The sequence below is a fragment of the Anaeromyxobacter oryzisoli genome, assembly GCF_022690765.1.
Taxonomy (GTDB): domain Bacteria; phylum Myxococcota; class Myxococcia; order Myxococcales; family Anaeromyxobacteraceae; genus Anaeromyxobacter; species Anaeromyxobacter oryzisoli.
The window spans coordinates 41,716-64,404 of sequence record NZ_JALCZA010000014.1 but is presented as its reverse complement, the minus strand read 5'-3'; the positions used below and the strand labels follow the sequence as shown (position 1 = coordinate 64,404).

Here is a 22,689-nt window from a genome sequence, read left to right as displayed (position 1 = left end):
GGCCCCGTTGCGGGGAGCGGCGCGCCGGGGTAGGGAACCGGCATGTCCGGCCAGATGATCGAGGTCGAGATCGACTCCCCCGCGCTCGCCGGGAACCCGCTCGGCGATCCCGCGCGGCGGCCGCTGCTCGTCTGGCGCCCGCCCGGCCACGACGGCGGACCGCTCCCGGCCATCTACTTCCTGCACGGGTTCACCGGCACCGCGCGCGGCTGGACCAGCGCCGGCCCGTTCCAGCCGACCGTCCCGGATCGCCTCGGCGCCCTCGTCGAGTCGGGGGCGGTGCCGCCGTTCCTCGCCGTCTTCCCGGACGGCTTCACCGGCCTCGGCGGCACCCAGTGGATCAACTCCCCCGCCGTGGGCCGATACCAGGACTACGTGGCGGATGACGTGGTCTCCTTCGTGGAGGCGCGCTTCGGCGCGGTCCCGCGGCGCGAGGCGCGGGCGATCGTGGGGAAGAGCTCCGGCGGCTACGGCGCCCTCAGGATGGGGCGCGACCGCCCCGAGGTGTTCGCGCACGTCGCCTGCCACTCCGGCGACGCCGCCTTCGAGTACTGCTACCTCGGCGAGCTGCCGGTGGCGGCGGGGGCGCTCCTCGCCGCGGAGAGCCCGGCCGCCTGGCTCGCGGAGCTGAAGCGGCGCGCGCGAGCGACGAAGATGGCCGGGGGCGATCACCCGGTGCTGAACGTGCTCGCCATGGCGGCGCACTACTCGCCCGATCCGGACGAGCCGCTCGGCCTCGCGCTCCCGTTCGAGCGCGAGACCGGCCGGCTCCGGCCCGAGGTGTGGGCGCGCTGGCTCGCCGAGGATCCCGTCCGCTACGTGCCGCAGGCCATCGAGCGCTACCGGCGGCTCGCGACGGTGTTCGTGGACTGCGGCACGCGCGACGAGTACCACCTCCGCTGGGGGGCGCGGATGGTGGTCGAGAGCCTCCGCGCCGGCGGCGTCGAGGTCCTGCACGAGGAGTTCGAGGACGGGCACCAGGGCACGAGCTACCGGTACGAGGCGTCGGTCCGCGCCATCGCGAGGAAATTCCAGGAGGGCCGCGCCCTCGCCACACCGTGAACCGTGCCCGTCACCGTCACCGGTCTCCCCGTGACCCGTGAACCGGATCCCGTGGCCCGTAGCCCGGTTCCCGTAAACCGACGGAGACTCGGGCCAGGGGACACGGGACGCGGGATGCGGGCACGGATACGGGAACGGTCACGGGCACGGTGACGGGTACGGTGACGGGTACGGGTTCGCGCGTTCGCGTTCGGGCACGGTCGCTCCGCGGGTAGCCGTCGCCCCCAACCGGAGGTGCGGCTTCCTTTCGCGTCCGCGATCCGGCACGCTCCGTGATCCACCCCGGCGAGGAGCCAACGCATGGAGTCTCGGGAGCACGCGGAGCGGATCGGTCGGCTGCAGGAGACGCTGCGGGGGCGCGGGCTCTCGGGGGCGCTCCTCCTCCACGCGGTGGACGTCCTCTACCTGACCGGCACCCGCCAGAACGGCGCGCTCTGGGTCCCGGCGAGCGGGGCCCCGGTCCTCCTCGTCCGCAAGTCGGTCGCGCGGGCGCGGAGCGAGGCGGCGATCTCCGACGTGCGGCCGTTCCCGCCGTCGAGGGAGCTCGCGGCCGCGCTCGGCGCGGCGGGCCAGGTCGGCGCGACCTTCGACGCCGTGCCGCAGGCGACCCTCGACTGGTGGCGCAGGCAGCTCCCCGCGGCGAAGCTCGTGGACATCTCGGGCGCCCTCCGCGAGCAGCGATCGGTGAAGTCCGCCGCCGAGCGGGAGATCCTGAAGGACGGCGGCCGGCGCATCGCGGCGGCCTTCGCCGAGGTGCCGCGCTTCCTCCGCGCCGGCGTCCGCGAGCTCGACGTCTCCGCCGAGCTCGAGCTGCGGCTCCGGCGCGCCGGGGGCATGGGGACCCCGCGCCTGCGCGGCTTCAACTCCGAGCTGTTCGTCGGGATCGTCGCCGCCGGCGCGAGCGCGGCGACGCCCGGCTACTTCGACGGGCCGGTGGTGGGCGCCGGGCTCGGCGCGGCCTACCCGCAGGGCGCGTCCGCCCGGGTCATCGCCGCGGGCGAGCCGGTGCTGCTCGACTTCACGGGGGTGTTCGGCGGGTATGTCGTGGACATGACCCGCATCGCGGTGGTGGGCGCCCTCGCGCCGGAGCTGGAGCGCGCCTTCCAGGTCGCGCTCGAGATCCAGGCCGAGGTGGCCGGCGCGCTCCGCCCCGGGGTGATCTGCGAGGCGCTCTGGGAGCGCGCCCGCGCCCGCGCCGAGGCGGCGGGGCTCGGCGATCGGTTCATGGGGCCCCCGGGCGACCAGACCCGGTTCGTGGGGCACGGCGTCGGGCTCGAGCTGGACGAGCTGCCGGTGCTCGCGCCGGGGTTCGCGGCGCCGCTCGTCGAGGGGCAGATCGTGGCCGTCGAGCCCAAGTTCGTGTTCCCGGGGCTCGGGGCGGTCGGGATCGAGAACACCTGGGCCGTGACGCCCGCCGGCGGCGAGAAGATCACGGCGCTCGCGGACGACGTGATCAGGGTCCCGGGGTAGGGCGGCACCGCAGTCCCGGAGCGAGCGGGCGAGTCCGTTCGCGGGCCCATCCTGAGCACGGGGGCGACCGGACGGCGTCGCCGGGGCCGCGGAGCTCATGGGCCCGCCGGCCGGGGCCGTCACGCGTGCTCACTGGCCTCGAGCTCCGCCGAGCCGTAGGTCGGTCGGCCGGCGGTCCGGTAGGTGCTGATGAGGATCCCCTTGCTCGTCGCTCGCGTGGCGAGGAGCTGGAACGCCGTCGGGATCGCGCCGGAGCCGAAGAGCCGCTTGCCCGCGCCGAGGACGACCGGGAACTGCAGCAGGTTGAGCTCGTCGACGAGCTCGTACTCGAGCAGCGTCTGCGCGAGACCGGGGCTGCCGTGGACCTGGAGCTCGGGGCCGTCCTCGCGCTTCAGCCGCGCGACCTCTGCAGGCACGTCTCGGACGAGCGTGCACCCGCTCCAGTCGAGGCGGCCCAGGGTTCGCGAGGCGACCTACTTGGGGAGCCGGTTGAGCGCGGTGGCGATGGGGTTCGCCGGGTCGGTGACGCGCGGCCAGTGCTTCGCGAAGATCTCGTAGGTCCCCCGCCCCAGGAGGAACGCGCCGGCCCGCGAGAACACCTCGACCATGAAGCCGCCGAAGTCGGCGTCGGCGAGGGGAATGACCCATCCGCCGTGGAGGAACGCGCCGCTCCGGTCTTCCCGGGGTCCGCCGGGCGCCTGCATGACGCCGTCGAGCGTGACGAAGGTGGTCAGCGTCAGCTTGGACATGCGTGAGCCTCCTCCCGAGGGCGCTCGCCGTTGGCCATGGCGAACCCTCGGTACATAGAGGCCGCCGGACGCGGCGGGCGCCGCCGCATCATTGGACCCGAAGAGGGTCGCCCCGCCCGCCGAGCCCCATCTTCCCCGGAGGCCATTCCACCGGCCTGCGATGCGCTCGCAGCACGCGGCGACTTGACGGACTGTCACGCAGCCGCAAGGACGAGAGCGGGCGCCCGAATCGGAGGACGGCGCTTCGCCGCCCGCCGCGCCCCACCCCCGTCCCCGGGGTGGGGAGCGGAGGATGGCGTACGGGCAGGGACGCGCGTGGGATCCGGGCTCCGGCTGCCTGCGCTATCGCCGGCCCTACTCCCTCGGCGTCGTCCCGCCCCGCCGCAGGAAGGCGGGGATGTCGTACTGATCCTCGTCCGCCGGCGTGAAGGACGCGAGGTCGCGCCGGGCGGGGGAGACGGACGCGCGCACCGGGACGGTCGCCGGCGCGACGGTCTGGAGCCGGATGGGCTCCCGGGGCTTCGCCTCGACGGGGAGCGGCGGCGGCACGGTGCGGATCGTCGCCGGCGCACGCGCCTCGGCGGGCTGGCGCGCCAGCGCGCGGCTCCGCTCCTCGCGCCCCTGGAACCCGGTCGCGATCACGGTGATCTTCACCTCGTCGCCGAGGCGCTCGTCGATCACGGACCCGAAGATGATGTTCGCCTCGGCGTCGGCGGCGGACTGCGCCATCGTCACCGCCTCGTTCACCTCGTTCAGCGTGAGCTCCGGCCCGCCCGTGATGTTCACGAGGAGCCCGGTCGCGCCGTCGAGGGTCACGTCCTCGAGGAGCGGCGAGCTGATCGCGGCCTGCATCGCCTCCATGGCGCGGCGGTCGCCCGCGGCGCGGCCGGTGCCCATGAGCGCCATCCCCTGGCCGCTCATGATGGTCCGGACGTCGGCGAAGTCCACGTTCACGATGCCGTGGACCGTGATGAGGTCCGAGATGCCCTGCACCGCGTTGAGGAGCACCTCGTCGGCGCGCTTGAACGCGTCGGCGAGGGACATGTTCTCCCCGGCCACGGCGAGGAGCCGCTGGTTCGGGATCACGATGAGGGTGTCCACCGCCGCGGCGAGCTCGGCGATGCCGGCCTCGGCCTGCTTGCGGCGCCGGTTCCCCTCGAAGAGGAAGGGCTTCGTGACCACGCCGACCGTGAGCGCGCCGGTGGTCTTCGCGAGATCGGCGACGACGGGGGCCCCGCCCGTGCCGGTGCCGCCGCCCATGCCGGCGGTGACGAACACCATGTCGGCGCCCTCGAGCGCCCCGGCGATCTGATCGCGCTCCTCGAGGGCGGCGGTCCGGCCCACCTCCGGGTTCGCCCCGGCGCCGAGCCCGCGGGAGGCGCTCTTGCCGAGCTGGATCTTCACGCTCGCCTTGTTCGCGGCGAGCGCCTGCACGTCGGTGTTGGCGGCGATGAACTCGACCCCCTCGAGCCGGGCCGCGACCATCGTGTTGATGGCGTTCCCGCCGCCGCCGCCGACGCCGATCACCTTGATCTTCGCCGCGTCCTGCTTGTCCGTGTACTCGATCATGTCCGTCGCCCCCGCCGGCTAGAAGATCTGCCCGAGCCACTCCTTCATGCGGCCCTTCACCTTGCGGTACACGTTCTCGTCGCGGATCTTGAAGTACGGGCTCGCGTCCTGCTGCTGCGCCCCGAAGATCACCAGCCCCACCGCGGTGGCGTACATCGGGCTCTTCACCACGTCCACGAGCCCGCCGATGGACCGGGGCAGCCCGCGCCGGACCGGCACCCCGAGGACCTCCTCCGCCATCTCCGGCATCCCGGCGAGCAGCGTCGAGCCGCCGGTGATCACCACGCCGGAGGCGAGGATCTCCTCCATCCCGCACTTCTGGATCTCGTGCTGGACGAGCATGAAGATCTCCTCGACGCGCGGCTCCACGATCTCGGCGAGGATGTGTCGGGAGAGGACGCGCGGGGAGCCCCCGCCCACGCTCGGGACCTCGATCGTCTCGGACTTCTCGACCATCGACGCCATCGCGCAGCCGTACTGCTTCTTGAGCCGCTCCGCCTCGTGCGTGGGCGTGCGGAGCCCGACGGCCACGTCGTTCGTGAGGTGGTTGCCGCCGAGCGAGATGACGGCCGTGTGCTGGATCGCGCCGTTGTGGAAGATCGCGATGTCGGTCGTGCCGCCGCCGATGTCCACCAGGCAGACGCCGAGCTCCTTCTCGTCCTCGCTCAGGGTGGCGAGGGACGAGGCGAGGGGCTGGAGCACGATGTCCGCGACGTTCAGGCCGGTGCGCTGGGCGCACTTCACGATGTTCTGGGCGGACGAGACCGCGCCGGTGACGATGAGCGCCTTCGCCTCCAGGCGGACGCCGCTCATCCCGACCGGCTCCTTCACGCCGTCCTGGTCGTCGACCACGTACTCCTGGGGCAGGACGTGGATCACCTCGCGGTCGAGGGGGATCGCCACCGCCTTGGCCTGGTCGATCACGCGGTCCACGTCCTGCTGGCGGACCTCCTTGTCCTTCACCGCGACGACGCCGTGCGACGGGAACGCCTTGATGTGCCCGCCGGCGATCCCCGTGTAGACGGTGGTGATCTCGCACCCCGCCATGTGCTCGGCCTCCTCGATCGCGCGCTTGATCGAGGCGACGGTGGCGTCGATGTTGACGACCACGCCCTTCCGCAGCCCCTTCGACGGGTGCGAGCCGATGCCGATGATGTCGATCGCGCCCTCGTCGGTCACCTCGCCGACGATGGCGCAGATCTTCGTCGTGCCGATGTCCAGGCCGACGAGGATGTCGCCGCTCTTCGCCATGACCACCACCTCTCCGGGCGTGTCGCGCTCTCGCGCTCACCCGACGGGCCCTCTCGGACCCTCCGTGCCGCCCCGGGGCGCGCGGCCGCGTGCCCCGGAGCCTGCCACCACCTACCGCCCCGGCGCCGAGCGCCCGGGCGGATCACCGCCGTCCCCACCGCCACGTCCCGCCAGCCGCACGGCCACCCACTCCGGGCGCCGCCGGTTGTCGAGGTGGAGCACCTCCGCCCGCCGCCCCTCGGCGTCGAGCGCCGAGAGAACGCGCGAGAGGCGCGACAGCTTCTCCTCGATGTCACCCTGGCCGAGCCGCACCTCCGCGCCGTCGGCCGTGAAGAGCGTCGTCCCGTAGTCGGGATCGACGTGGATCTCCGAGATCGCCAGCGCGCCGAGCCCCCGCTCCGACCAGCGCCCGAGCAGGGCCAGCGCCGCCGCCAGCAGCGGCTCGTACTCCGCCCGGCGGTCGGTCCAGTCCTCGCGGTCGATGCCGGTGACGAGGGGCAGGTCGAGCCCGTCGCCCGGCGCCGCCCGCTTGAACACCTCGCCGTGCGCGTCCACCAGGTACAGCCCGCCGAGATCGACGAGGGCGGCGGGCTCGCGCTCCGTCACGGTGACCTCGAGCGCAGGGGGCCAGCGCCGGCGGACCACCGCCCGCGCGACCCACGGGTGCCGCCGGAGGGCCGCCTCCATCGCGCCGGGATCGATGAAGAGGAGGTGATCGCCGACGTGCGCCGGCGAGAGCTCCGCGAGCTCGGCGGCGGTCGCGCGGTGCAGCCCCTCGAACCGGAGCTCCTTCACGCGGAGGAGGTCACCGGCGAACCCCACGCGCCAGGCCAGGAACCCGGCGCCGCCGAGCGCGAGCACCGCCACGATCGCGGGCAGGGCGAGCCCGAGCGCGCGGGCGAGCCGCCGCCGTTGCTCCCCTGGAACCCTGTCCACCCGTCGTCGGTTCGGACCCCGCGCCACCGCCGCTCCACCCGCCCACACGGCCGCACCGATCGCGACCGCTTCCAGGCGCTATCACCCGAGGGTGCAGGATGCCCCAGCCTCCAGGCTTGGCAAGTTTTCGACCGGATCGACTCTGTGTCCTGGCATCCGGAGTGCATCCACCCCGCCCGCAGCCAGCCGGAAGCGCCTGCGCGATTCGCGACATCGACCCGGGCAGGGTGTTCGTGTAAATGAGTTCGCTCCCTCGAACGTCGAGAGGCAGGGCACTCGAAATCTCACGGAGCAGATCGAATGCGCGTTCGTTTCGCACCTCTCCTCACCGCCGCCGCGCTCGCGCTGGCTGCACAGGTCGCTCGCGGCGCCGACGACCGGCTCGCGCCGCTGCCTCGGGAGCAGGCGGCGTCTTCGCACGGTCCTTTCGAGATGGGGGCGTGCGACACGTGTCACGCTCGAAATGACTCGAAGAATCCCGGGCCGGCCTCGGCCGGCAACGACGTGTGCTTCGGGTGCCACGACGAGTTCAGCGGCTCGGCTCCGGTGAAGATGGACCGGGCCGTTCACCCGAGGACGAATGGCACGAAGTGCCTCGCCTGCCATTCGCCGCACAATTCCAGGAACCGGAAATTGCTCCTGCGCTCCTGAGCTTGCATTCTGGATTCCGGCACCACGCCGGATGACGGTTCGCGGAGTGGTGAATTTCGTCGCACTTGGGCCGGATCAAGGCCGATGGTCGTCAATGTAGTCAAAGATTCGTCCCCGACGCGCGTGCCCCACAGTGGACGAGCAGAGGCCGACGCGCGGCCGGCCCCTCGCAGCGGAGTGGAAATGGACAAGCGGCTCCCGATCCTCGCGGCGGCTCTCGCCGCGATCTCCCTCGGCCTCGGCGCGCAGCGAGCGGACGCGGCCCCGATGAAGACGGAGGTGAAGAAGCAGGCCCTCCGTCGCGGCGCCGACGTCGCCCCCCTGCCGAAGGACAAGGCGCTTCATTCGCACGCACCGTTCGAGGGCGGCGACTGCGGCGTGTGCCATCAGAACAACGATCCGAAGAACCCGGGGCCGATCCGGCACGCGAGCGTGAACGAGCAGTGCTTCGAGTGTCACGACGACGTGCGCGACGTGATGGCGCGGAAGTACAAGCACGTGCCGGCGGCCGAGGCGTGCACCGACTGCCACAACCCGCACAACTCCGTGGAGACCGCCCTCCTCGCCAGCGAGATGGTGGACATGTGCACCCGCTGCCACGCCGGCATCAAGCAGCAGGTGACCACCGCGAAGGTGAGGCACGACGCGGTGACGACGGGCAAGAAGTGCTCGAACTGCCACAACCCGCACGCGGCCAACGTCGAGAAGCTGCTCATCGCGCTGCCGTTCGACCTGTGCGTGAACTGCCACGCGAAGGACGGCATGACCACCGATGACGGGCGGCTCATGACGAACTTCAAGAAGTGGCTGGACGAGAACAAGGTGTGGCACGACCCGGTGAAGGCGAAGGACTGCTCCGCCTGCCACCGGACCCACGGTGGCGAGAACTTCCGCCTCCTGGTGGCGCCGTACCCCGAGAAGTTCTACGCGCCCTACGACCGGAAGCTCTACGCGCTCTGCTACGGCTGCCACAACGACAAGGTCGTCTCCGAGGCCGAGACCACCACGCTCACCGGCTTCCGGGACGGCTCGCGCAACCTCCACTACGTGCACGTGAACAGGGAGCGCGGCCGGACGTGCCGCGCCTGTCACGAGGTCCACGCGTCGAAGCAGGACCACCACATCCGCGACGGCGTGCCGTACGGCCCGAAGGGCTGGATGCTCAAGGTCGGCTTCACGAAGCTGCCGAACGGCGGCTCGTGCGCGAAGACGTGCCACGACACGAAGACCTACAACAACAAGACGCTGACCAGCGCCGCGGCGAAGTGAAGAGGCCGGCGTGAACGGGCGCTTCGCCGTCCGGGGGATCCTGCTGGGACTCGTCGTGGTGTGGGGGGCGCGGCCGATCGCCGGCCGCGCCTTCGCCAACGTGGCCGTGGGCGAGGTCGTCGAGGACGCGGAGCTCCGCACCATCGACGGCGGGAGGGCCTCGCTCTTGGCGAAGGGCGCGAAGGCCGACGTGGTGGTGTTCTTCCGGCCGCAGCAGGAGCACTCGACCGACGCGCTGAGGGAGCTGGCCGCCTGCCAGAGGGAGCTCGCGGGCAAGCCGGTCCACTGGGTCGGGGTGGTCTCGAGCTCCTGGGCGCCCGCCGAGGTCCGGGCCGTCGTGACCGAGACCGGCATCCGGATGCCGGTCCTGGTGGACGAGGGGGACGCGCTCTACGGCCGGTTCGGGGTCCGGCTGCACCCCACCGTCGGAGTCCTCGACGAGAGCCGGCGGCTCGCGGCGTACGAGCCGTTCCGGCAGATCAACTACTGTGAACGCGTGAAGGCCCGGATCCGGCTCGTGCTGGGGGAGCTCGACGAGGCGGCCGTCGCGAAGCTGGACTCCCCGGAGCGCTCGATCACGCGGACGGACGAGGGGGTCGCGCGGAGGCACCTCAACTACGCGCGGATGCTCCTGCGCATCCAGAAGCTCGATCGCGCCCTCGCCGAGGTCGAGAAGGTCCTCGCGGTCGCGCCGACGGCGGCGGGGTATGCGCTGCAGGGTGAGATCCTGGCGGCGCAGGGGAAGTGCCCCGAGGCGATCCGCGCCTTCGACGCCGCCTTGAAGATCGACCCCGCCAGCTCCGTCGCCGTGGACGGAAGGAAGAGCTGCGGGCGGTGACGCGACGCGCCGGCCGTCCCGCGATCGCGAGACAGACAACGAACACCGCCCATCGTGGCGGGATGCCATCATCCGAGCTCCCCATGACTCGATCTCCCCGATCCCCCCGGCGCTCCATCCTCCTCTCGATCCTCGCCGTCGTCGCCGTGCTGCCGCCCACCGCGCATGCCCACGCCGAGGCCGGCACGCTGATCGAGAACGTCGAGCTCAGGACGCTCTCGGGCGGCAAGGACCGGCTCCTCTCCGCGAAGGTGAAGGCGAACGTCTTCGTCTTCTTCCGCACGGGCCAGGAGCGCTCGGCGGACGCGCTGAAGCAGATGGCGCAGTGCGAGCACGACCTCGCCGGGAAGTCGATCCACTGGGCCGCGGTGGTCTCGTCCTCCGCGCCGCCCGACGAGGTGAAGGCGCTCGTGGCCCAGACGGGCTTGAAGATGCCGGTGCTCGTGGACGAGGGCGACGTGCTCTACGACCGGCTCGGGATCCGGCTCCACCCGATGGTCGGGATCGTCGACGCGAAGTTCAAGCTGATGGCCCTCGAGCCCTACCGGCAGATCGACTACTGCGAGGTCCTGAAGGTCCGGATCCGGATGCTGCTCGGCGAGGCCACCCAGGCGGACCTCGACAAGACCGTGAACCCGGAGAAGTCGCCGCTCCCCGGCGCCGATCCGATGAAGAAGGCGATGCGCGACGTGAACATGGCGCGGCGCCTGTACGAGCTCGGCCTGCCCGAGAAGGCGATCAAGAAGGCGCAGCGCGCGCTCGAGATCGCCCCCGTCGCGCAGGCCTACGTTGTCATGGCGAAGGCGTACGCGAAGCTCGGGCAGTGCGCCGAGTCCGCACAGGCGGTGGAGATGGCGGCGAAGCTCCAGCCCACGAACCCGGATCTCGGCGAGACGCGCGCGCTCTGCGCGGCCCCGTAGGACGGGGGAGGGACTCGCCGTCAGGCGGCGGGGAGGAGCATAGCGCGCGCCGCATGCCTCCCGGCTGCCAGCACGGTCCGTAATCGTACCCGTGACCGTGACCGTTCCCCGTGCCCGCGACCCGGGTCCCGTGTCCCCTCGCCCGTGATCCGGCGGATCACGGAGGGTGGGCCACGGGAGTCGGGAGCCGGTTCACGGGTCACGGAGCGGCCGGTGACGGCGACGGGCACGGTTCACGGCGACGATCACGAAAGAAGACGGCGCCCGCGAGGGCGCCGTCTCCGCTTCAGTCCGAACCCGGCGCCTACGCCTTCAGGCTCGCGCCCTCGAGCAGCCGCTCGCAGAGGTCCGGGAACGGGATGCCGTTGCCCGCGGCGATCTTCGGGACGAGCGAGGTGGCGGTCATCCCGGGGAGCGTGTTCACCTCGAGCACGTAGGGCGTGCCGTCGTCGGTGAGGATGAAGTCGCTCCGCGTGACGCCGGAGCAGCCGAGGCCGCGGTGGGCCTTCTCGGCCGCCTCCATGACCGCGCGCGCGTGATCGGGCGGGATCCGCGCCGGGTAGAAGTACTGCGTCGTCCCCGCGGTGTACTTCGCGGCGTAGTCGTAGAACTCGTTGGCCGGGACCACCTCGATGGCGCCGAGCGCGGTGCCGTCCAGCACCGCGACCTGGATCTCCTTCCCCTTCACGTACCGCTCGACGATGAGCTCGCCCTTGAACGACGCCGCGTCCTTGCAGGCGGCGCCGAGCTTCGCGGAGTCCTTCACGAGGTGGACGCCGACGCTCGAGCCCTCGCCGGAGGGCTTCACCACGCACGGCAGGCCGAACGGGAGATCGGCCACCGAGATCGACGGCGCCCGCTCCGGCGGGAACACCACGTACTCGATCACCGGCAGGCCGAGGGTGCGGAAGAGCACCTTCGCGATGCCCTTGTCCATGCCGACGGCCGAGGCGAGCACGCCCGAGCCGGTGTAGGGGATGCCCATGGACTCGAGGAGCCCCTGGATGCACCCGTCCTCGCCCCACCGCCCGTGGAGGGCGACGAAGGCCACCTCCGCCCGCGCCTCGCGGAGCCGCGCCGCGACGTCCACGTCCACGTCCACGAGGGTGACGTCATAGCCCTTCTGCCGGAGCGCGTCGGCGCACGCTGCGCCGGTGCGGAGCGACACGTCCCGCTCGCTCGATCGACCACCGTGCAGCACCGCGACCCGCTTGCCCGTCCACTTCATCGCTCTCTCCGGCGGGGCGGAGGCTCACGCTCCGGTCCCGCTCGATCCGGGGCGCGCTCGCGCGCCCCTGCGCTCGCCCAGGCGAGCGCGGGTTGAAGGCTCAGGATACGCCCGTCGGGGCCCCGAGATCCTCGAGCCCCACCAGGTCCTCTGCAAGGAACTCGCCGAGGAGCCGCACCTCGGCCTCGAGCCGGATCCCGAGCCGCTCCTTCACGAGGGCGCGCGCCAGCTTGACCAGGGCGAGCACGTCGCGCGCGGTGGCGCCGCCGAGGTTCGTCACGAAGTTGGCGTGGACCGTGGACCACGTGGCGTTCCCGACACGGTGCCCCTTCAGGCCCACCGCCTCCACGAGCCGGCCCGCGAAGTCGCCCTCCGGGTTGCGGAAGGTCGAGCCGAAGGTGGGGCGGTCGAGCGGCTGGGTCCGCCGCCGCTGCTCGCGGTCCGCGGCGATGCGCGCGGCGCTCTCCGCCACGTCCCCGCGCCGCAGCCGCACCTCGAGGCGCGTCACGACCGCGCCGGGCGGCAGCCGGCACGTCCGGTACGCGAACCCGAGCGCCGCCGCGGGCACGAACCCGGCGCCGTCCGCCGTCGCGAGCTCGACCCGCGTGACGATGTCCTTCATCTCCCCGCGCCGCGTCCCCGCGTTCATCGCCACGCACCCGCCGAGCGTCCCGGGGATCCCCGCCACGAACTCCATCCCGACGAGGCCGAGCTCGTGCGCGCGCGCCGGGAGGCGCGAGGTGGGCGCGCCGGCGGCGAGCACGAGCGCCTCGCCCGCGGAGGACTCGCCGGGGAAGTCCTGGGGGAGCTTCAGGACGACGCCGCGCACGCCGGCGTCGGCGACCAGGGTGTTCGCGCCGCCGCCCAGCACCGCGAGCGGCACGCCGAGCCGGCGCACCGCCTGGAGCAGCGCGGCGAGGGCGTCCGGGTCGGCCGGCCGGACGAGGAGATCGGCGGGGCCGCCCACGCGGATCGCGGTCCGGGGCGCGAGCGGCGCGTCCCGGACGAGCTCCCCGCGGACGACCCGCTCGATCTCGCTCCTCCAGTCCTTCATCGAACCCTTCCGAACCCTTCCGAACCCGCACGCGAACCCGTACCCGTCACCGTGACCGTCACCGTTCCCCGTGCCCGCCTCCCGCCTCCCGCCTCCCGTATCCCGTGTCCCCTGGCCCGTGATCCGACGCCGCGGTCGGACCACGGGAACCGGGCCACGGGCCACGCGACCCGGTTCACGGGTCACGGAGAAGCCGGTGACGGTGACGGGCACGGATCACGGGGCGCCCCGGTGCTCGACCTCAAGCCTCGAGGAGCTTCAGCAGCTCCGGCCCGACCGCGGTGATGTCGCCGGCGCCCTGCGTGAGCACGAGATCGCCGGACCGGACCCGCGCGCGCGCGGCGCGGGCGAGCTCGCCGCGTGGGACGTAGGTCACGTCGCGGTGGCCGCAGGCGCGGATCGCCTCGACGAGGTGCTCGGCGGTGGCGCCCGGGATCGGGTCCTCGCCCGCGGCGTAGACGTCCGTCACGAGGAGCACGTCCGCGTCGTTGAACGCCTTCGCGAACTCGGGCAGCAGATCGCGGGTGCGGGTGTAGCGGTGCGGCTGGAAGAGGCACACCACCCGGCGCTGGAACGCCTCGCGCGCGCCCCGCAGCGTCGCCTTCACCTCGGCGGGGTGATGGCCGTAGTCGTCCACGACCGTCACGCCGCCCGCCTGGCCGCGCACCGTGAACCGGCGCTGCACGCCCTGGAACGTCGCGAGCGCGCGGCGGGTCACGTCCGCGGGGATCCCCATCTCGTCGCCGAGCGCGATCACCGCCAGGGCGTTCATGGCGTTGTGGCGGCCGACCATGCTGAGCTCGAAGGTGCCGAGGGGCTCGTCGCGGCGGAAGGCCTCGAAGCGGACGGCCTGGCCGGAGACCCGGATCCCGTCGCCGCGGTAGTCGGCCTGGTGGCTCACCCCGTAGGTGACGACGCGCTTCTCCACCTCCGGGAGCATCGACTGGACGGTGGGGTGGTCGGTGCAGAGGATCGCGAGCCCGTAGAACGGGACGCGGTTCACGAAGTCCACGAAGCCCCGCCGCAGCGCCTCGGGCGTGCCCCAGTGGTCGAGGTGCTCGGGGTCGATGTTCGTGACGATGGCGATCGTCGGCGGGATCCGCAGGAACGAGCCGTCCGACTCGTCCGCCTCGACCACCATGTAGTCGCCCCCGCCGAGCTTGGCGTTCGAGCCGAACCCGTTCACCTTCCCGCCGACGACCGCGGTGGGGTCCATCCCGGCGGTCGCGAGGAGGTGGGCCGCCATCGAGGTGGTGGTGGTCTTGCCGTGCGAGCCGGCGATCGCGACGCCGTACTTGAGCCGCATGAGCTCGGCGAGCATCTCCGCGCGGGGGATGACCGGGATCTTCCTGCGGCGCGCCTCGATCACCTCGGGGTTGTCGCGGCGGACGGCGGAGGAGGTGACGACCACGTCCACCGCCTGCACGTTGCCGGCCGCGTGGCCGCGCGCGATCCGGCCGCCGAGCGACGCGAGGCGGCGGGTGGTCTCGGACTCCTTGAGGTCCGAGCCGGAGACGGCGTAGCCGAGGTTCAGCAGCACCTCGGCGATGCCGCTCATGCCGATGCCGCCGACGCCCACGAAGTGGATCTTGGCGGGACGGGAACGGAAGAGGCTCATGGCTCTCATTACTCCAGGGTCGCCTACGACGCGAGGCCGGGCGGCCGATCGGGCTTCTGACCGGGCTCGCGCGCCTGGCCGAACGGCGACCCCCAGCGGCGGCGCACGAGCTCGATGCAGACGTCGGCGATCTCCTTCGCCGCCTGCGGGCTCCCGAGGCGCCCCGCCGCGCGCGCCATCTGCTCGCGGCGCTCGGGGCTGCCGAGGATCGCGCGGATCTCTGCGGCGAGCGTCTCGCCGGTGAGCTCCCGCTCCTCGATCATCACCGCGGCGCCGGCGTCCACCAGGCTCCGCGCGTTCACCACCTGGTGGTTGTCCGCCGCGGCCGGGAAGGGCACGAGGATCGACGGCTTCTTGCAGACGGTCAGCTCGGCGAGGGTCGTCGCGCCGGCGCGGCAGACCACCAGGTCCGACTCGGCGTAGGCCGTGCTCATGTCGCTGATGAACTCGCGGACGTCCGGCTCGAACCCGCAGGCGCGGTACCCCTTCTCGACCTGCTCCCGGTCGCGCGCGCCCGTCTGGTGCGTGATCCGGAGGGCCTCGCGGAGATCGGCGAGGTGCGGCAGCGCCTCGACGACGCGCATGTTCAGGGCGTGCGCGCCCTGCGAGCCGCCGAAGACGAGGAGGCGCGGCCGGTCGTGGTCCACCCGCGGCCGCATGAAGTTCTCCATGAGGACGCGGCGGATGGGGTTGCCGAGCTGGTAGACCTTGCGGCGCGGGAAGCTCGCCGCCGCCTCGGGGAAGGCGGTGAAGGCGGCCTTCACGAACCGCCCGAGGACGCGGTTGGTGAACCCGGCGATCGCGTTCTGCTCCTGGACCGCGGTGGGGATCCGCATCAGCCACGCGGCGAGGACCACCGGCCCGGAGGCGTAGCCGCCAACGCCGACCACCACGTCGGGCCGCCAGCGTTTGAGGATCCGCCAGGACTGGAGGAACGCCCGAGGGAGGAGGAGCAGGTTCAGCAGCGCGCCGAGCAGCCCCTTCCCCTTGAGCCCCTTCACCTCGATGAGCTCGATCGGGAAGCCCGCCTGCGGGACGATCTTCGCCTCGAGGCCGCGCGCCGTCCCGACGAAGATGGCGTCGTTCGCGGGGTGACGCGTCACCACCTCCTCGGCGAGAGCGACGCCCGGGAACACGTGCCCTCCCGTGCCGCCACCGGCGACCAGCATTCTCATACGATGTCCTTCTCCATCTCCACGGGGCGTGCCGCCCCGCCCCGCAGGCGGAGCCCGTGCGGGCGCTCGGCGCCCGCGGCCTGGATGTCGCCCCACCCCGCGAAGCGGGGCCCGTGACCTCGCGCGCTTCGCTTCGCGACGACGCGCGAGGTCCCCGCGGTGAGGGGCTGCGCCCCTCTCCCGCTGCGCGGGGCCCCCACCCCGTGTACGGCCGAGCGCGTCGTCATGGCGCCTCCCCACCGCGCACCGGCGCGAGCCGCGGGGCTCCGCCCACGGGCGCGCCGATCCGGATCGCGGCGGGCAGGCGGCGCAGGAACCCGCCGCGCTCGCCGGAGATGGACAGGAGCACCCCGCACCCTGCGAGGAGCGTGATGAGCGAGCTGCCGCCGTAGGAGATGAAGGGGAGGGTGAGCCCCTTGGTGGGGAGGAGGCCGAAGACGACCATCAGGTTCACCGCGGTCTGGGCGCCGACGAGGACCGTGAGCCCCACGGCGGCGTAGCAGCCGAGCGCGTCGGAGGCGCGGAGCGCGGCGCGGATCCCGCGCCAGACGACGACCGCGTGGAGCGCGAGGAGGAAGAGGATCCCGAGCAGCCCCGTCTCCTCCGCGATCACCGCCGCGATGAAGTCGGTGTGGGCGGCGGGGAGGAAGAAGAGCTTCCCCTTGCCCTGGCCGAGCCCCTGGCCGAGCCAGCCGCCGTTGGCGGTGCCGAGGAGCGACTCCCAGAGCTGGAACCCCACCCCGGTCTTGTACTGCTCGGGATCGAGGAAGGCGAGCCACCGGGCGTACCGGTACGGCGTGGACTTCACGATGTGCCAGGCGATGGGGGCCGCGACGATCGCGGCGGCGAGCAGGTACGAGACCCGGGCGCCGGCGGTGAACAGCATCGCGAACATCACCAGGAAGAGGATGACGCCGGTCCCGAGGTCGCGCTGCCAGAGGCAGAGCCCGACCATCGCGCAGGTGACGATGAGGTGCGGCAGCAGGCCGATCGAGAAGGTCCGGACGTGATCGCCCTTCCTCGCGAGGGAGCGCGCCAGGTACAGGACGAGCGCGATCTTGGCGATCTCGGACGGCTGCAGGTTCAGCGGGCCGAGGGGGATCCAGCGCTGCGCGCCGCCCGCGGTCTTGCCGAAGAGCATCACCGCCACCAGGAGGAGGAGGCTCGCGAGGAGGCCGGGGTAGGCGAGGGCGAGGACCTTGCGGTACCCGACCCGGAGGGCGGCGAAGAGGGCGGCGAAGCCGATCGCGGCGGCGAACGCCTGCCGCTTCAGGTAGTGGAACTCGTCGCCGAGCCGCCGCCCGGCCTCGACGGCGCTCGCCGAGTAGACCATCACGCAGCCCACGGCGACCAGGGCGACGACGGCGGCGAGCAGCACGGGGTCGAAGCGCGGCTCCTCGCGCGGCGCGTCCGGAGGCCCCTCGCCCTGAACCCGCCGGAGGGTGCTCACGCGTGCTCCCTCGCGAGGCGGCGGAAGGCCTCCCCGCGCTCCTCGTAGTTCGCGAACTGATCGTAGCTGGAGCACGCGGGGGAGAGGAGCACCACGTCGCCCGGCCCCACCAGGGCCGCCGCCCGCCGGGCGGCGCCCGCCAGCGTGCCGCACGACTCGGTGGGCGCGAGGCCGCCCAGCTCCCGCTCGATGGCCGGCGCGTCCTCGCCGATGGTGAGGAGGGCCTTCACCCGCCCCGCGAACAGGGGCGCGAGCGGCGCATAGGGCGCCCGCTTCCCGTGCCCGCCCATGATCAGGACCACGCGCGGCGTGCTCGCCGGGAAGGCGGCGAGGCCGACGTAGGTCGAGTCGACGTTGGTGGCCTTCGAGTCGTTCACCCACTCGACGCCGTTCCGCTCCGACACCAGCTCGAGGCGGTGCGGCAGCCCGGGGAACGCGTCGAGGCCGGCCTGCGCCGCGGCGCCGGGCACGCCGACGAGCCGCGCGCAGAGGAGCGCCGCCATCGCGTTCTCGCGGTTGTGACGGCCGCGCAGCGCGCGGTTGCGGAGCAGGTAGCGCTCGGGGGCGCCGCCGTTCGGGGCGATCCAGATCGCGGCGCCGCCCGGGCCCGGCTCGCCCTCCTCCATGCGCGCGGCGCCGGGGGCCGCGGGGCCGAAGCCGAACGTGTACCGCTCGCCGCGCGAGGCGCCGGCCATCGCCATCGCGCGGTCGTCGCGGGCGTTCGCGATCGCCGCGTCGCCGGGCTCCTGGCGCGCGAAGAGGCGGGCCTTCGCGGCGGCGTAGGCCTCGACGTCCGGGTAGCGGTCGAGGTGGTCGGGCGTGACGTTCAGGATGGCCGCCACCCGCGCGCGGAACCGGTCGATCCCCTCGAGCTGGAACGAGGACAGCTCGACGACCACGGCGTCGGCCGGGGCGCCGGAGAGGACGTGCTCGCACAGCGGCGTGCCGAGGTTCCCGCCCGTGAAGGTGCGGCGGTCGCGGGAGAGGAGGGCGCCCACCAGGGCGGTGGTGGTGGACTTGCCGTTCGTCCCGGTGACGCCGACGACGGGGGTGCCGGGGGGCAGGAACCGCCACCCGAGCTCGATCTCGCCCCAGATCGTCACGCCGCGCGCCCGCGCCGCCCGGAGCTCGGGGTTGGCGAGCGGGACGCCCGGGGAGACGACGACGAGGTCCGCCTGCTCGAAGTCGGCGAGGTCGTGGCCGCCCAGGCGGCGCCGGACCTCGGGCCCGAGCGCGGCGACGGCGGGCGCGAGCTCCGCGGCCGGGCGCCGGTCGGTGACGGTGACCTTCGCGCCCTCCCGCGCGCAGAGCCGCGCGGCGGCGATGCCGCTCCGCGCGAGCCCGACCACGGTGACCTTCCGCCCCTTCAGCTCCGGGTTCGACACGGGCTACCTCAGCTTGATGGAGAGCAGCGCGACGAGCGCGAGCATCACCGAGATGATCCAGAACCGGACGATGATCTTCGGCTCCGCCCACCCCTTGAGCTCGAAGTGGTGGTGGACCGGGGCCATCCGGAAGATGCGCTTGCCGCGGGTCTTGAACGACCAGACCTGCAGGATGACGCTGACCGTCTCGGCGAGGAAGACGCCGTGCAGGATGGCGCTCGCGACCTCGTTCTTGGTGAGGACCGCGAGCATGCCGAGCGCGCCGCCCAGCGCGAGCGAGCCGACGTCGCCCATGAACAAGGACGCGGGGTACGTGTTGTACCAGAGGAACGCCACGCCCGCGCCGAAGATGGCCGCGCAGAGGACGCCGAGCTCCTCGGCGCCGGGGATGTACGCGATGCGCAGGTACTCGGCGAGGCTGAAGCCGCCGATGGTCGCGCCCGCGATGTACGAGAGGGCGAGGAACGTCATCGCCGAGACGATGGTCGGTCCGATGGCGAGCCCGTCGAGGCCGTCGGTGAGGTTCACCGCGTTCGAGGTGGCGATCACCACGAACACCAGGAACGGCAGGTACAGCCAGCCGAGGTTCGGGGCGAAGAGGCGGGTCGGGACGAACGGCAGGGTGACGTGGAGGTCCACGAAGCTGCCCACGAACACCCAGGGGAAGCGGGGCTCGACGTGGAAGTGCCAGTCGGAGAGGACGGCGTAGTAGACCACCACCACGACGAGGAGCTGGAAGAGGAGCTTCTTCTTCCCCGCGAGCCCCTTCGAGTTGCGCTTGGAGATCTTGAGCCAGTCGTCCGTGAAGCCGATGGCGCCGTAGCCGAGCGTGACGAGGAGCGCCGCCCAGACGAACCGGTTCGCGAGATCGGCGAAGAGCAGCGTCGAGACCGTGACCCCGAGCAGGATGAGCGCGCCGCCCATCGACGGCGTGCCGGCCTTCTTCTTGTGCCCCTCGGGCGTGTCCTCGCGGACGTTGCTCGAGCCGTACTGGAGGACCCGCATCCGCTCGATGAAGAGCGGACCGAGCAGCAGCACGATGATCATCGAGACCAGGCCGGCCGCGACGATGCGGAAGGACGGGTAGCGGAGGACGTTGAGGAGGGTGAAGCGGCCCGCGAGCGGGTACAGGAGGTGGTAGAGCATCTAGCGCAGCGCCTCGACGAGCCGCTCGAGCTTCATGCCTCGGCTGCCCTTCACGAGGAGGACGTCGGAGGAGGGACGGAGCTCGGCGCGCGCCCAGGCGACGAGCGCGTCCGGCTCCTCGGTGTGGAAGGCCTCGAGGCCGGCCGCCCGGGCCGCCTCGGCGGTGGCGCGGGCGCGCGGCCCGAACGCGGCGAGCCGGGCGATCCCGGCGCGGGCGGCCTCCTCGCCGAGGGCGCGGTGCGCCTCGGCCTCGAAGGCGCCGAGCTCGAGCATGTCCCCGAGCACCGCGACGGGGCGGGCCCCGGCGCCGCCGGCGAGCGCGACCACGGTCCGGAGCGCGGCCGACATCGAGGCGGGGTTCGCGTTGTAGCAGTCGTCCAGGAGCCGGAGCCCGGAGGCGAGCGTCTCGAGCCGGAGCCGCCGGCCCACCGGCTTCACCGCGGCGAGCCCCCGCGCGATCTCGCGGTCGGTGCAGCCGAGCGCGATCGCGGCGGCGGCGGCAGCGGCGGCGTTCGCGGCGTTGTGGGCGCCGACGAGGGCGGGGATGTGGACGGGGACCTCGCGGTTCCCGATCCCGAGCACGAAGCGGAGGCCCTCGTCCCCCTGCGAGAGGATCTCGAGCACGGCCACGTCGCCGCGGCGGCCGCGGCCGCTCGCGAAGGTGAGCATCCGCCGCCCGGAGGCGACCGCGCGCTTCAGCATCCGCGGGTCGTCGGCGTTGGCCACCGCGATCCCGCCGTCGGGGAGCCCCTGGTACAGCTCGGCCTTCGCGTCGGCCACCGCCTCCACGGTGCCCAGCCCCTCGAGGTGGGCGGGCGCGGCGAGCGTCACGACCCCGACCTGCGGCTCGGCGATCGCCGCGAGGCGCGCGATCTCGCCGGGGTGGCTCATCCCCATCTCGATGACCGCCGACGCGTGGGAGGCGTCGAGGCGGAGCAGCGTGAGCGGGACGCCCACCTCGTTGTTGAGGTTGCCCTCGGTCTTCAGCACCCCCCCGCGCGTCGCGAGGATCGCGGCGATCATCTCGCGGGTGGTGGTCTTCCCGTTCGAGCCGGTCACGCCGACGAACGGGATCGAGAAGCGACGCCGGTGCAGGCGCGCGATCGCGCCGAGGGCGGCGAGGGTGTCGGGGACCGCGAGGGCCGGGAGCGGCGGCGTCCGGCCGGCCGCGGCCCACGCCTCCGCGACCACCGCCGCGGCGGCGCCCTTCGCGGCCGCCTCGGCGAGGTAGTCGTGGGCGTCGAACCGCTCGCCGCGGAGGGCGACGAAGAGGTTGCCCGCGGCGACGGTGCGGGTGTCGGTGGAGACGCCGGCGAGCGTCGCGGGCGGCGCGCCGATCCAGCGCCCGCCGGTTGCGGCGGCGAGCTCGTCGGGGGTGAACGTCGGGAGGGTCATGCGTTGCCGAGGGCCCGGCGGGCCTCCTCGCGATCCGAGAACGGGCGCCGCTCGGCGCCCACGAGCTGGTACTCCTCGTGCCCCTTGCCCGCGACCAGCACGGCGTCGCCCGGACGCGCGGCGGCGACGGCGAGGGCGATGGCGGCCCGGCGGTCCGGCTCGACCACGTAGCCGGCGGCGCCGGCGCGGGCCTGGTCCGCGGAGAGGCGCGCGCGGCCGGAGGCGTCGAGGCCGGGGAGGACGTCGGCGATGATCGCGCCGGGGTCCTCGCTGCGCGGGTTGTCGCTCGTCACGATGGCGAGGTCCGCCGCGGTCCCCGCGGCGCGCCCCATGAGCGGCCGCTTGCCGTGGTCGCGATCGCCGCCGCAGCCGAAGACGCAGATCAGCCGCCGCGGGGAGAGCGACCGGAGCGCCTCGAGGACGCGGGCGAGGGCGTCGTCGGTGTGGGCGTAGTCCACGAAGGCGGAGACGCCGCGCCCGTCGAGCCGCTCGAGCCGGCCCGGCGCGCCGTGCGACCGGGACAGCGCGCGGGAGACGGCGTCGGGCGCCACGCCGAGCCCGAGCGCGACGCCCGCCGCGCAGAGCAGGTTCTCGAGGTTGTGCGCGCCGACGAGGGGCGAGCGGATCGCGAGGGCGCCCGCCGGCGTCTCGAAGGCGGCGTGGATCCCTTCGAGGCCGGTGGAGACGCCGGTGGCGCGGAGCGCGTCGCCGGCCCGCGTGCCATAGCGCCACACGCGCCGGCCGGGGCCGAGCTCGTCGGCGAGCCGCGCGCCCCAGGGGTCGCGGGCGTTCACGACCGCGAGGCCGCCCTCGGCGAGGTGCTCGGCGAAGAGGCGCCGCTTCGCGGCGAAGTAGCCGTCCATGTCCCGGTGGTAGTCGAGGTGATCGCGCGTGAGGTTCGTGAACGCGGCCACCTGGAAGCGCATTCCGGCGACCCGCTCCTGCGCGAGCGCGTGCGACGAGACCTCCATCACCACCGCGCGCGTCCCGGCGGCGCGCATCTCGGCGAGCACCGCCTGGATCGCGGTGGACTCCGGGGTGGTGTGGCTCGCGGGGCGGTCCACGCCGGGCCAGCGCCAGGTGACGGTGCCGATGACGCCGGCGGGCACGGCGGCCTCGGCGAGGCAGGCCTCGACGAGGTAGGCGACGGTGGTCTTCCCGTTCGTGCCCGTGATCCCGGCGACCGTCATCGCGTCCGCGGGCCGGCCGTGGAAGTTCGCCGCCGCCACGGCCATCGCGCGGCGGGCCGACGGCGCGAGGAGGAGCCGGGCCGGCGCGCAGTCCACCGCCCGCTCGGCGACCACCGCCACCGCGCCATGCCGCGCCGCCTCGGCGGCGAAGGCCCGCCCGTCCAGCTTCGCGCCGGGGAGCGCGAAGAAGACGGCGCCCGGGATCACCTCGCGCGAGTCGCCGGTGACACGGGTGACGTCCGGGTCCGTACCGGGATCGCCATGGGCGCCGGTGCCCGCGAGGAGGGAGGAGAGCTTCATCTTCTCGACCGAATTACCATGCAAACCGCCGTC

The 22,689-nt window shown here is 73.3% G+C and carries 20 protein-coding genes; 6 read left to right on the top strand and 14 right to left on the bottom strand.

The genetic code is table 11. The features are described from left to right. Positions 1-42 precede the first annotated feature (42 nt). Together MNZ27_RS07235 and MNZ27_RS07230 are read left to right on the top strand one after the other, a co-directional pair. Entirely contained in the window at positions 43-1,062 is a 1,020-nt protein-coding gene (locus MNZ27_RS07235) for an alpha/beta hydrolase (protein WP_242393370.1), read from the top strand. Between the two features lie 300 nt (positions 1,063-1,362). Further along, positions 1,363-2,532, top strand: coding sequence for a M24 family metallopeptidase (locus MNZ27_RS07230; RefSeq protein ID WP_242393369.1), 1,170 nt, complete (start codon positions 1,363-1,365; stop codon positions 2,530-2,532). 119 nt (positions 2,533-2,651) lie between these two features. On the opposite strand, the gene MNZ27_RS07225 is transcribed toward MNZ27_RS07230, so the two are convergent. From MNZ27_RS07225 to MNZ27_RS07205, 5 genes are all read right to left on the bottom strand, one after another. Then, entirely contained in the window at positions 2,652-2,948 is a 297-nt protein-coding gene (locus MNZ27_RS07225; protein WP_242393368.1) for a dihydrofolate reductase family protein, read from the bottom strand. Between the two features lie 57 nt (positions 2,949-3,005). After that, complete coding sequence (locus MNZ27_RS07220) at positions 3,006-3,281, bottom strand: dihydrofolate reductase family protein (RefSeq protein WP_242393367.1); 276 nt, start codon at positions 3,279-3,281, stop codon at positions 3,006-3,008. Between the two features lie 354 nt (positions 3,282-3,635). Beyond that, entirely contained in the window at positions 3,636-4,850 is a 1,215-nt protein-coding gene (ftsZ, locus tag MNZ27_RS07215) for a cell division protein FtsZ (RefSeq protein WP_242393366.1), read from the bottom strand. 18 nt (positions 4,851-4,868) lie between these two features. Beyond that, a complete protein-coding gene (gene ftsA, locus MNZ27_RS07210; RefSeq protein ID WP_242393365.1) occupies positions 4,869-6,101 on the bottom strand; it encodes a cell division protein FtsA in 1,233 nt (410 codons plus the stop codon). Positions 6,102-6,212: 111 nt separating this feature from the next. After that, on the bottom strand, positions 6,213-7,037 hold the full coding sequence (locus MNZ27_RS07205) for a cell division protein FtsQ/DivIB (RefSeq protein ID WP_242393364.1): 825 nt from the start codon (positions 7,035-7,037) through the stop codon (positions 6,213-6,215). Positions 7,038-7,337: 300 nt separating this feature from the next. Between MNZ27_RS07205 and MNZ27_RS24245 the strand changes: the two genes are divergently transcribed. The 4 genes from MNZ27_RS24245 (at position 7,338) to MNZ27_RS07190 (ending at position 10,715) form a co-directional block, all read left to right on the top strand. Beyond that, positions 7,338-7,688 carry a cytochrome c3 family protein gene (locus tag MNZ27_RS24245; protein WP_408629683.1) on the top strand — a complete coding sequence of 117 codons (351 nt, stop codon included), beginning with the start codon at positions 7,338-7,340 and terminating at the stop codon, positions 7,686-7,688. 183 nt (positions 7,689-7,871) lie between these two features. Further along, positions 7,872-8,957, top strand: a complete 1,086-nt coding sequence (locus MNZ27_RS07200; RefSeq protein ID WP_242393363.1) for a cytochrome c3 family protein — start codon at positions 7,872-7,874, stop codon at positions 8,955-8,957. A 10-nt stretch (positions 8,958-8,967) separates the two neighbouring features. Continuing rightward, positions 8,968-9,795: a tetratricopeptide repeat protein gene (locus tag MNZ27_RS07195; protein ID WP_242393362.1), complete on the top strand. Its 828-nt coding sequence runs from the start codon at positions 8,968-8,970 to the stop codon at positions 9,793-9,795. Between the two features lie 83 nt (positions 9,796-9,878). Further along, positions 9,879-10,715 (top strand): thioredoxin domain-containing protein, encoded by an 837-nt coding sequence (locus MNZ27_RS07190; protein WP_242393361.1) that lies wholly within the window; start codon positions 9,879-9,881, stop codon positions 10,713-10,715. A 304-nt stretch (positions 10,716-11,019) separates the two neighbouring features. On the opposite strand, the gene MNZ27_RS07185 is transcribed toward MNZ27_RS07190, so the two are convergent. From MNZ27_RS07185 to MNZ27_RS07145, 9 genes are all read right to left on the bottom strand, one after another. Then, positions 11,020-11,943 (bottom strand): D-alanine--D-alanine ligase, encoded by a 924-nt coding sequence (locus MNZ27_RS07185; protein WP_242393360.1) that lies wholly within the window; start codon positions 11,941-11,943, stop codon positions 11,020-11,022. A 100-nt stretch (positions 11,944-12,043) separates the two neighbouring features. Continuing rightward, positions 12,044-12,997, bottom strand: a complete 954-nt coding sequence (gene murB / locus MNZ27_RS07180; RefSeq protein WP_242393359.1) for a UDP-N-acetylmuramate dehydrogenase — start codon at positions 12,995-12,997, stop codon at positions 12,044-12,046. Between the two features lie 241 nt (positions 12,998-13,238). Continuing rightward, positions 13,239-14,615: a UDP-N-acetylmuramate--L-alanine ligase gene (gene murC, locus MNZ27_RS07175; RefSeq protein ID WP_242393358.1), complete on the bottom strand. Its 1,377-nt coding sequence runs from the start codon at positions 14,613-14,615 to the stop codon at positions 13,239-13,241. A 23-nt stretch (positions 14,616-14,638) separates the two neighbouring features. Next, positions 14,639-15,790, bottom strand: coding sequence for an undecaprenyldiphospho-muramoylpentapeptide beta-N-acetylglucosaminyltransferase (gene murG, locus MNZ27_RS07170; RefSeq protein ID WP_242393357.1), 1,152 nt, complete (start codon positions 15,788-15,790; stop codon positions 14,639-14,641). Between the two features lie 223 nt (positions 15,791-16,013). After that, positions 16,014-17,240: a putative lipid II flippase FtsW gene (gene ftsW / locus MNZ27_RS07165; protein ID WP_242393356.1), complete on the bottom strand. Its 1,227-nt coding sequence runs from the start codon at positions 17,238-17,240 to the stop codon at positions 16,014-16,016. Continuing rightward, positions 17,237-18,625 carry a UDP-N-acetylmuramoyl-L-alanine--D-glutamate ligase gene (gene murD / locus MNZ27_RS07160; RefSeq protein WP_242393355.1) on the bottom strand — a complete coding sequence of 463 codons (1,389 nt, stop codon included), beginning with the start codon at positions 18,623-18,625 and terminating at the stop codon, positions 17,237-17,239. The genes ftsW and murD overlap by 4 nt, the downstream gene beginning before the upstream one ends. A gap of 3 nt (positions 18,626-18,628) precedes the next feature. Further along, positions 18,629-19,771 (bottom strand): phospho-N-acetylmuramoyl-pentapeptide-transferase, encoded by a 1,143-nt coding sequence (gene mraY / locus MNZ27_RS07155; RefSeq protein WP_242393354.1) that lies wholly within the window; start codon positions 19,769-19,771, stop codon positions 18,629-18,631. Beyond that, positions 19,772-21,166, bottom strand: a complete 1,395-nt coding sequence (locus MNZ27_RS07150; protein WP_242393353.1) for a UDP-N-acetylmuramoyl-tripeptide--D-alanyl-D-alanine ligase — start codon at positions 21,164-21,166, stop codon at positions 19,772-19,774. It abuts the gene before it with no gap. Next, a complete protein-coding gene (locus MNZ27_RS07145; protein WP_242393352.1) occupies positions 21,163-22,656 on the bottom strand; it encodes a UDP-N-acetylmuramoyl-L-alanyl-D-glutamate--2,6-diaminopimelate ligase in 1,494 nt (497 codons plus the stop codon). The genes MNZ27_RS07150 and MNZ27_RS07145 overlap by 4 nt, the downstream gene beginning before the upstream one ends. Positions 22,657-22,689: the final 33 nt, after the last annotated feature.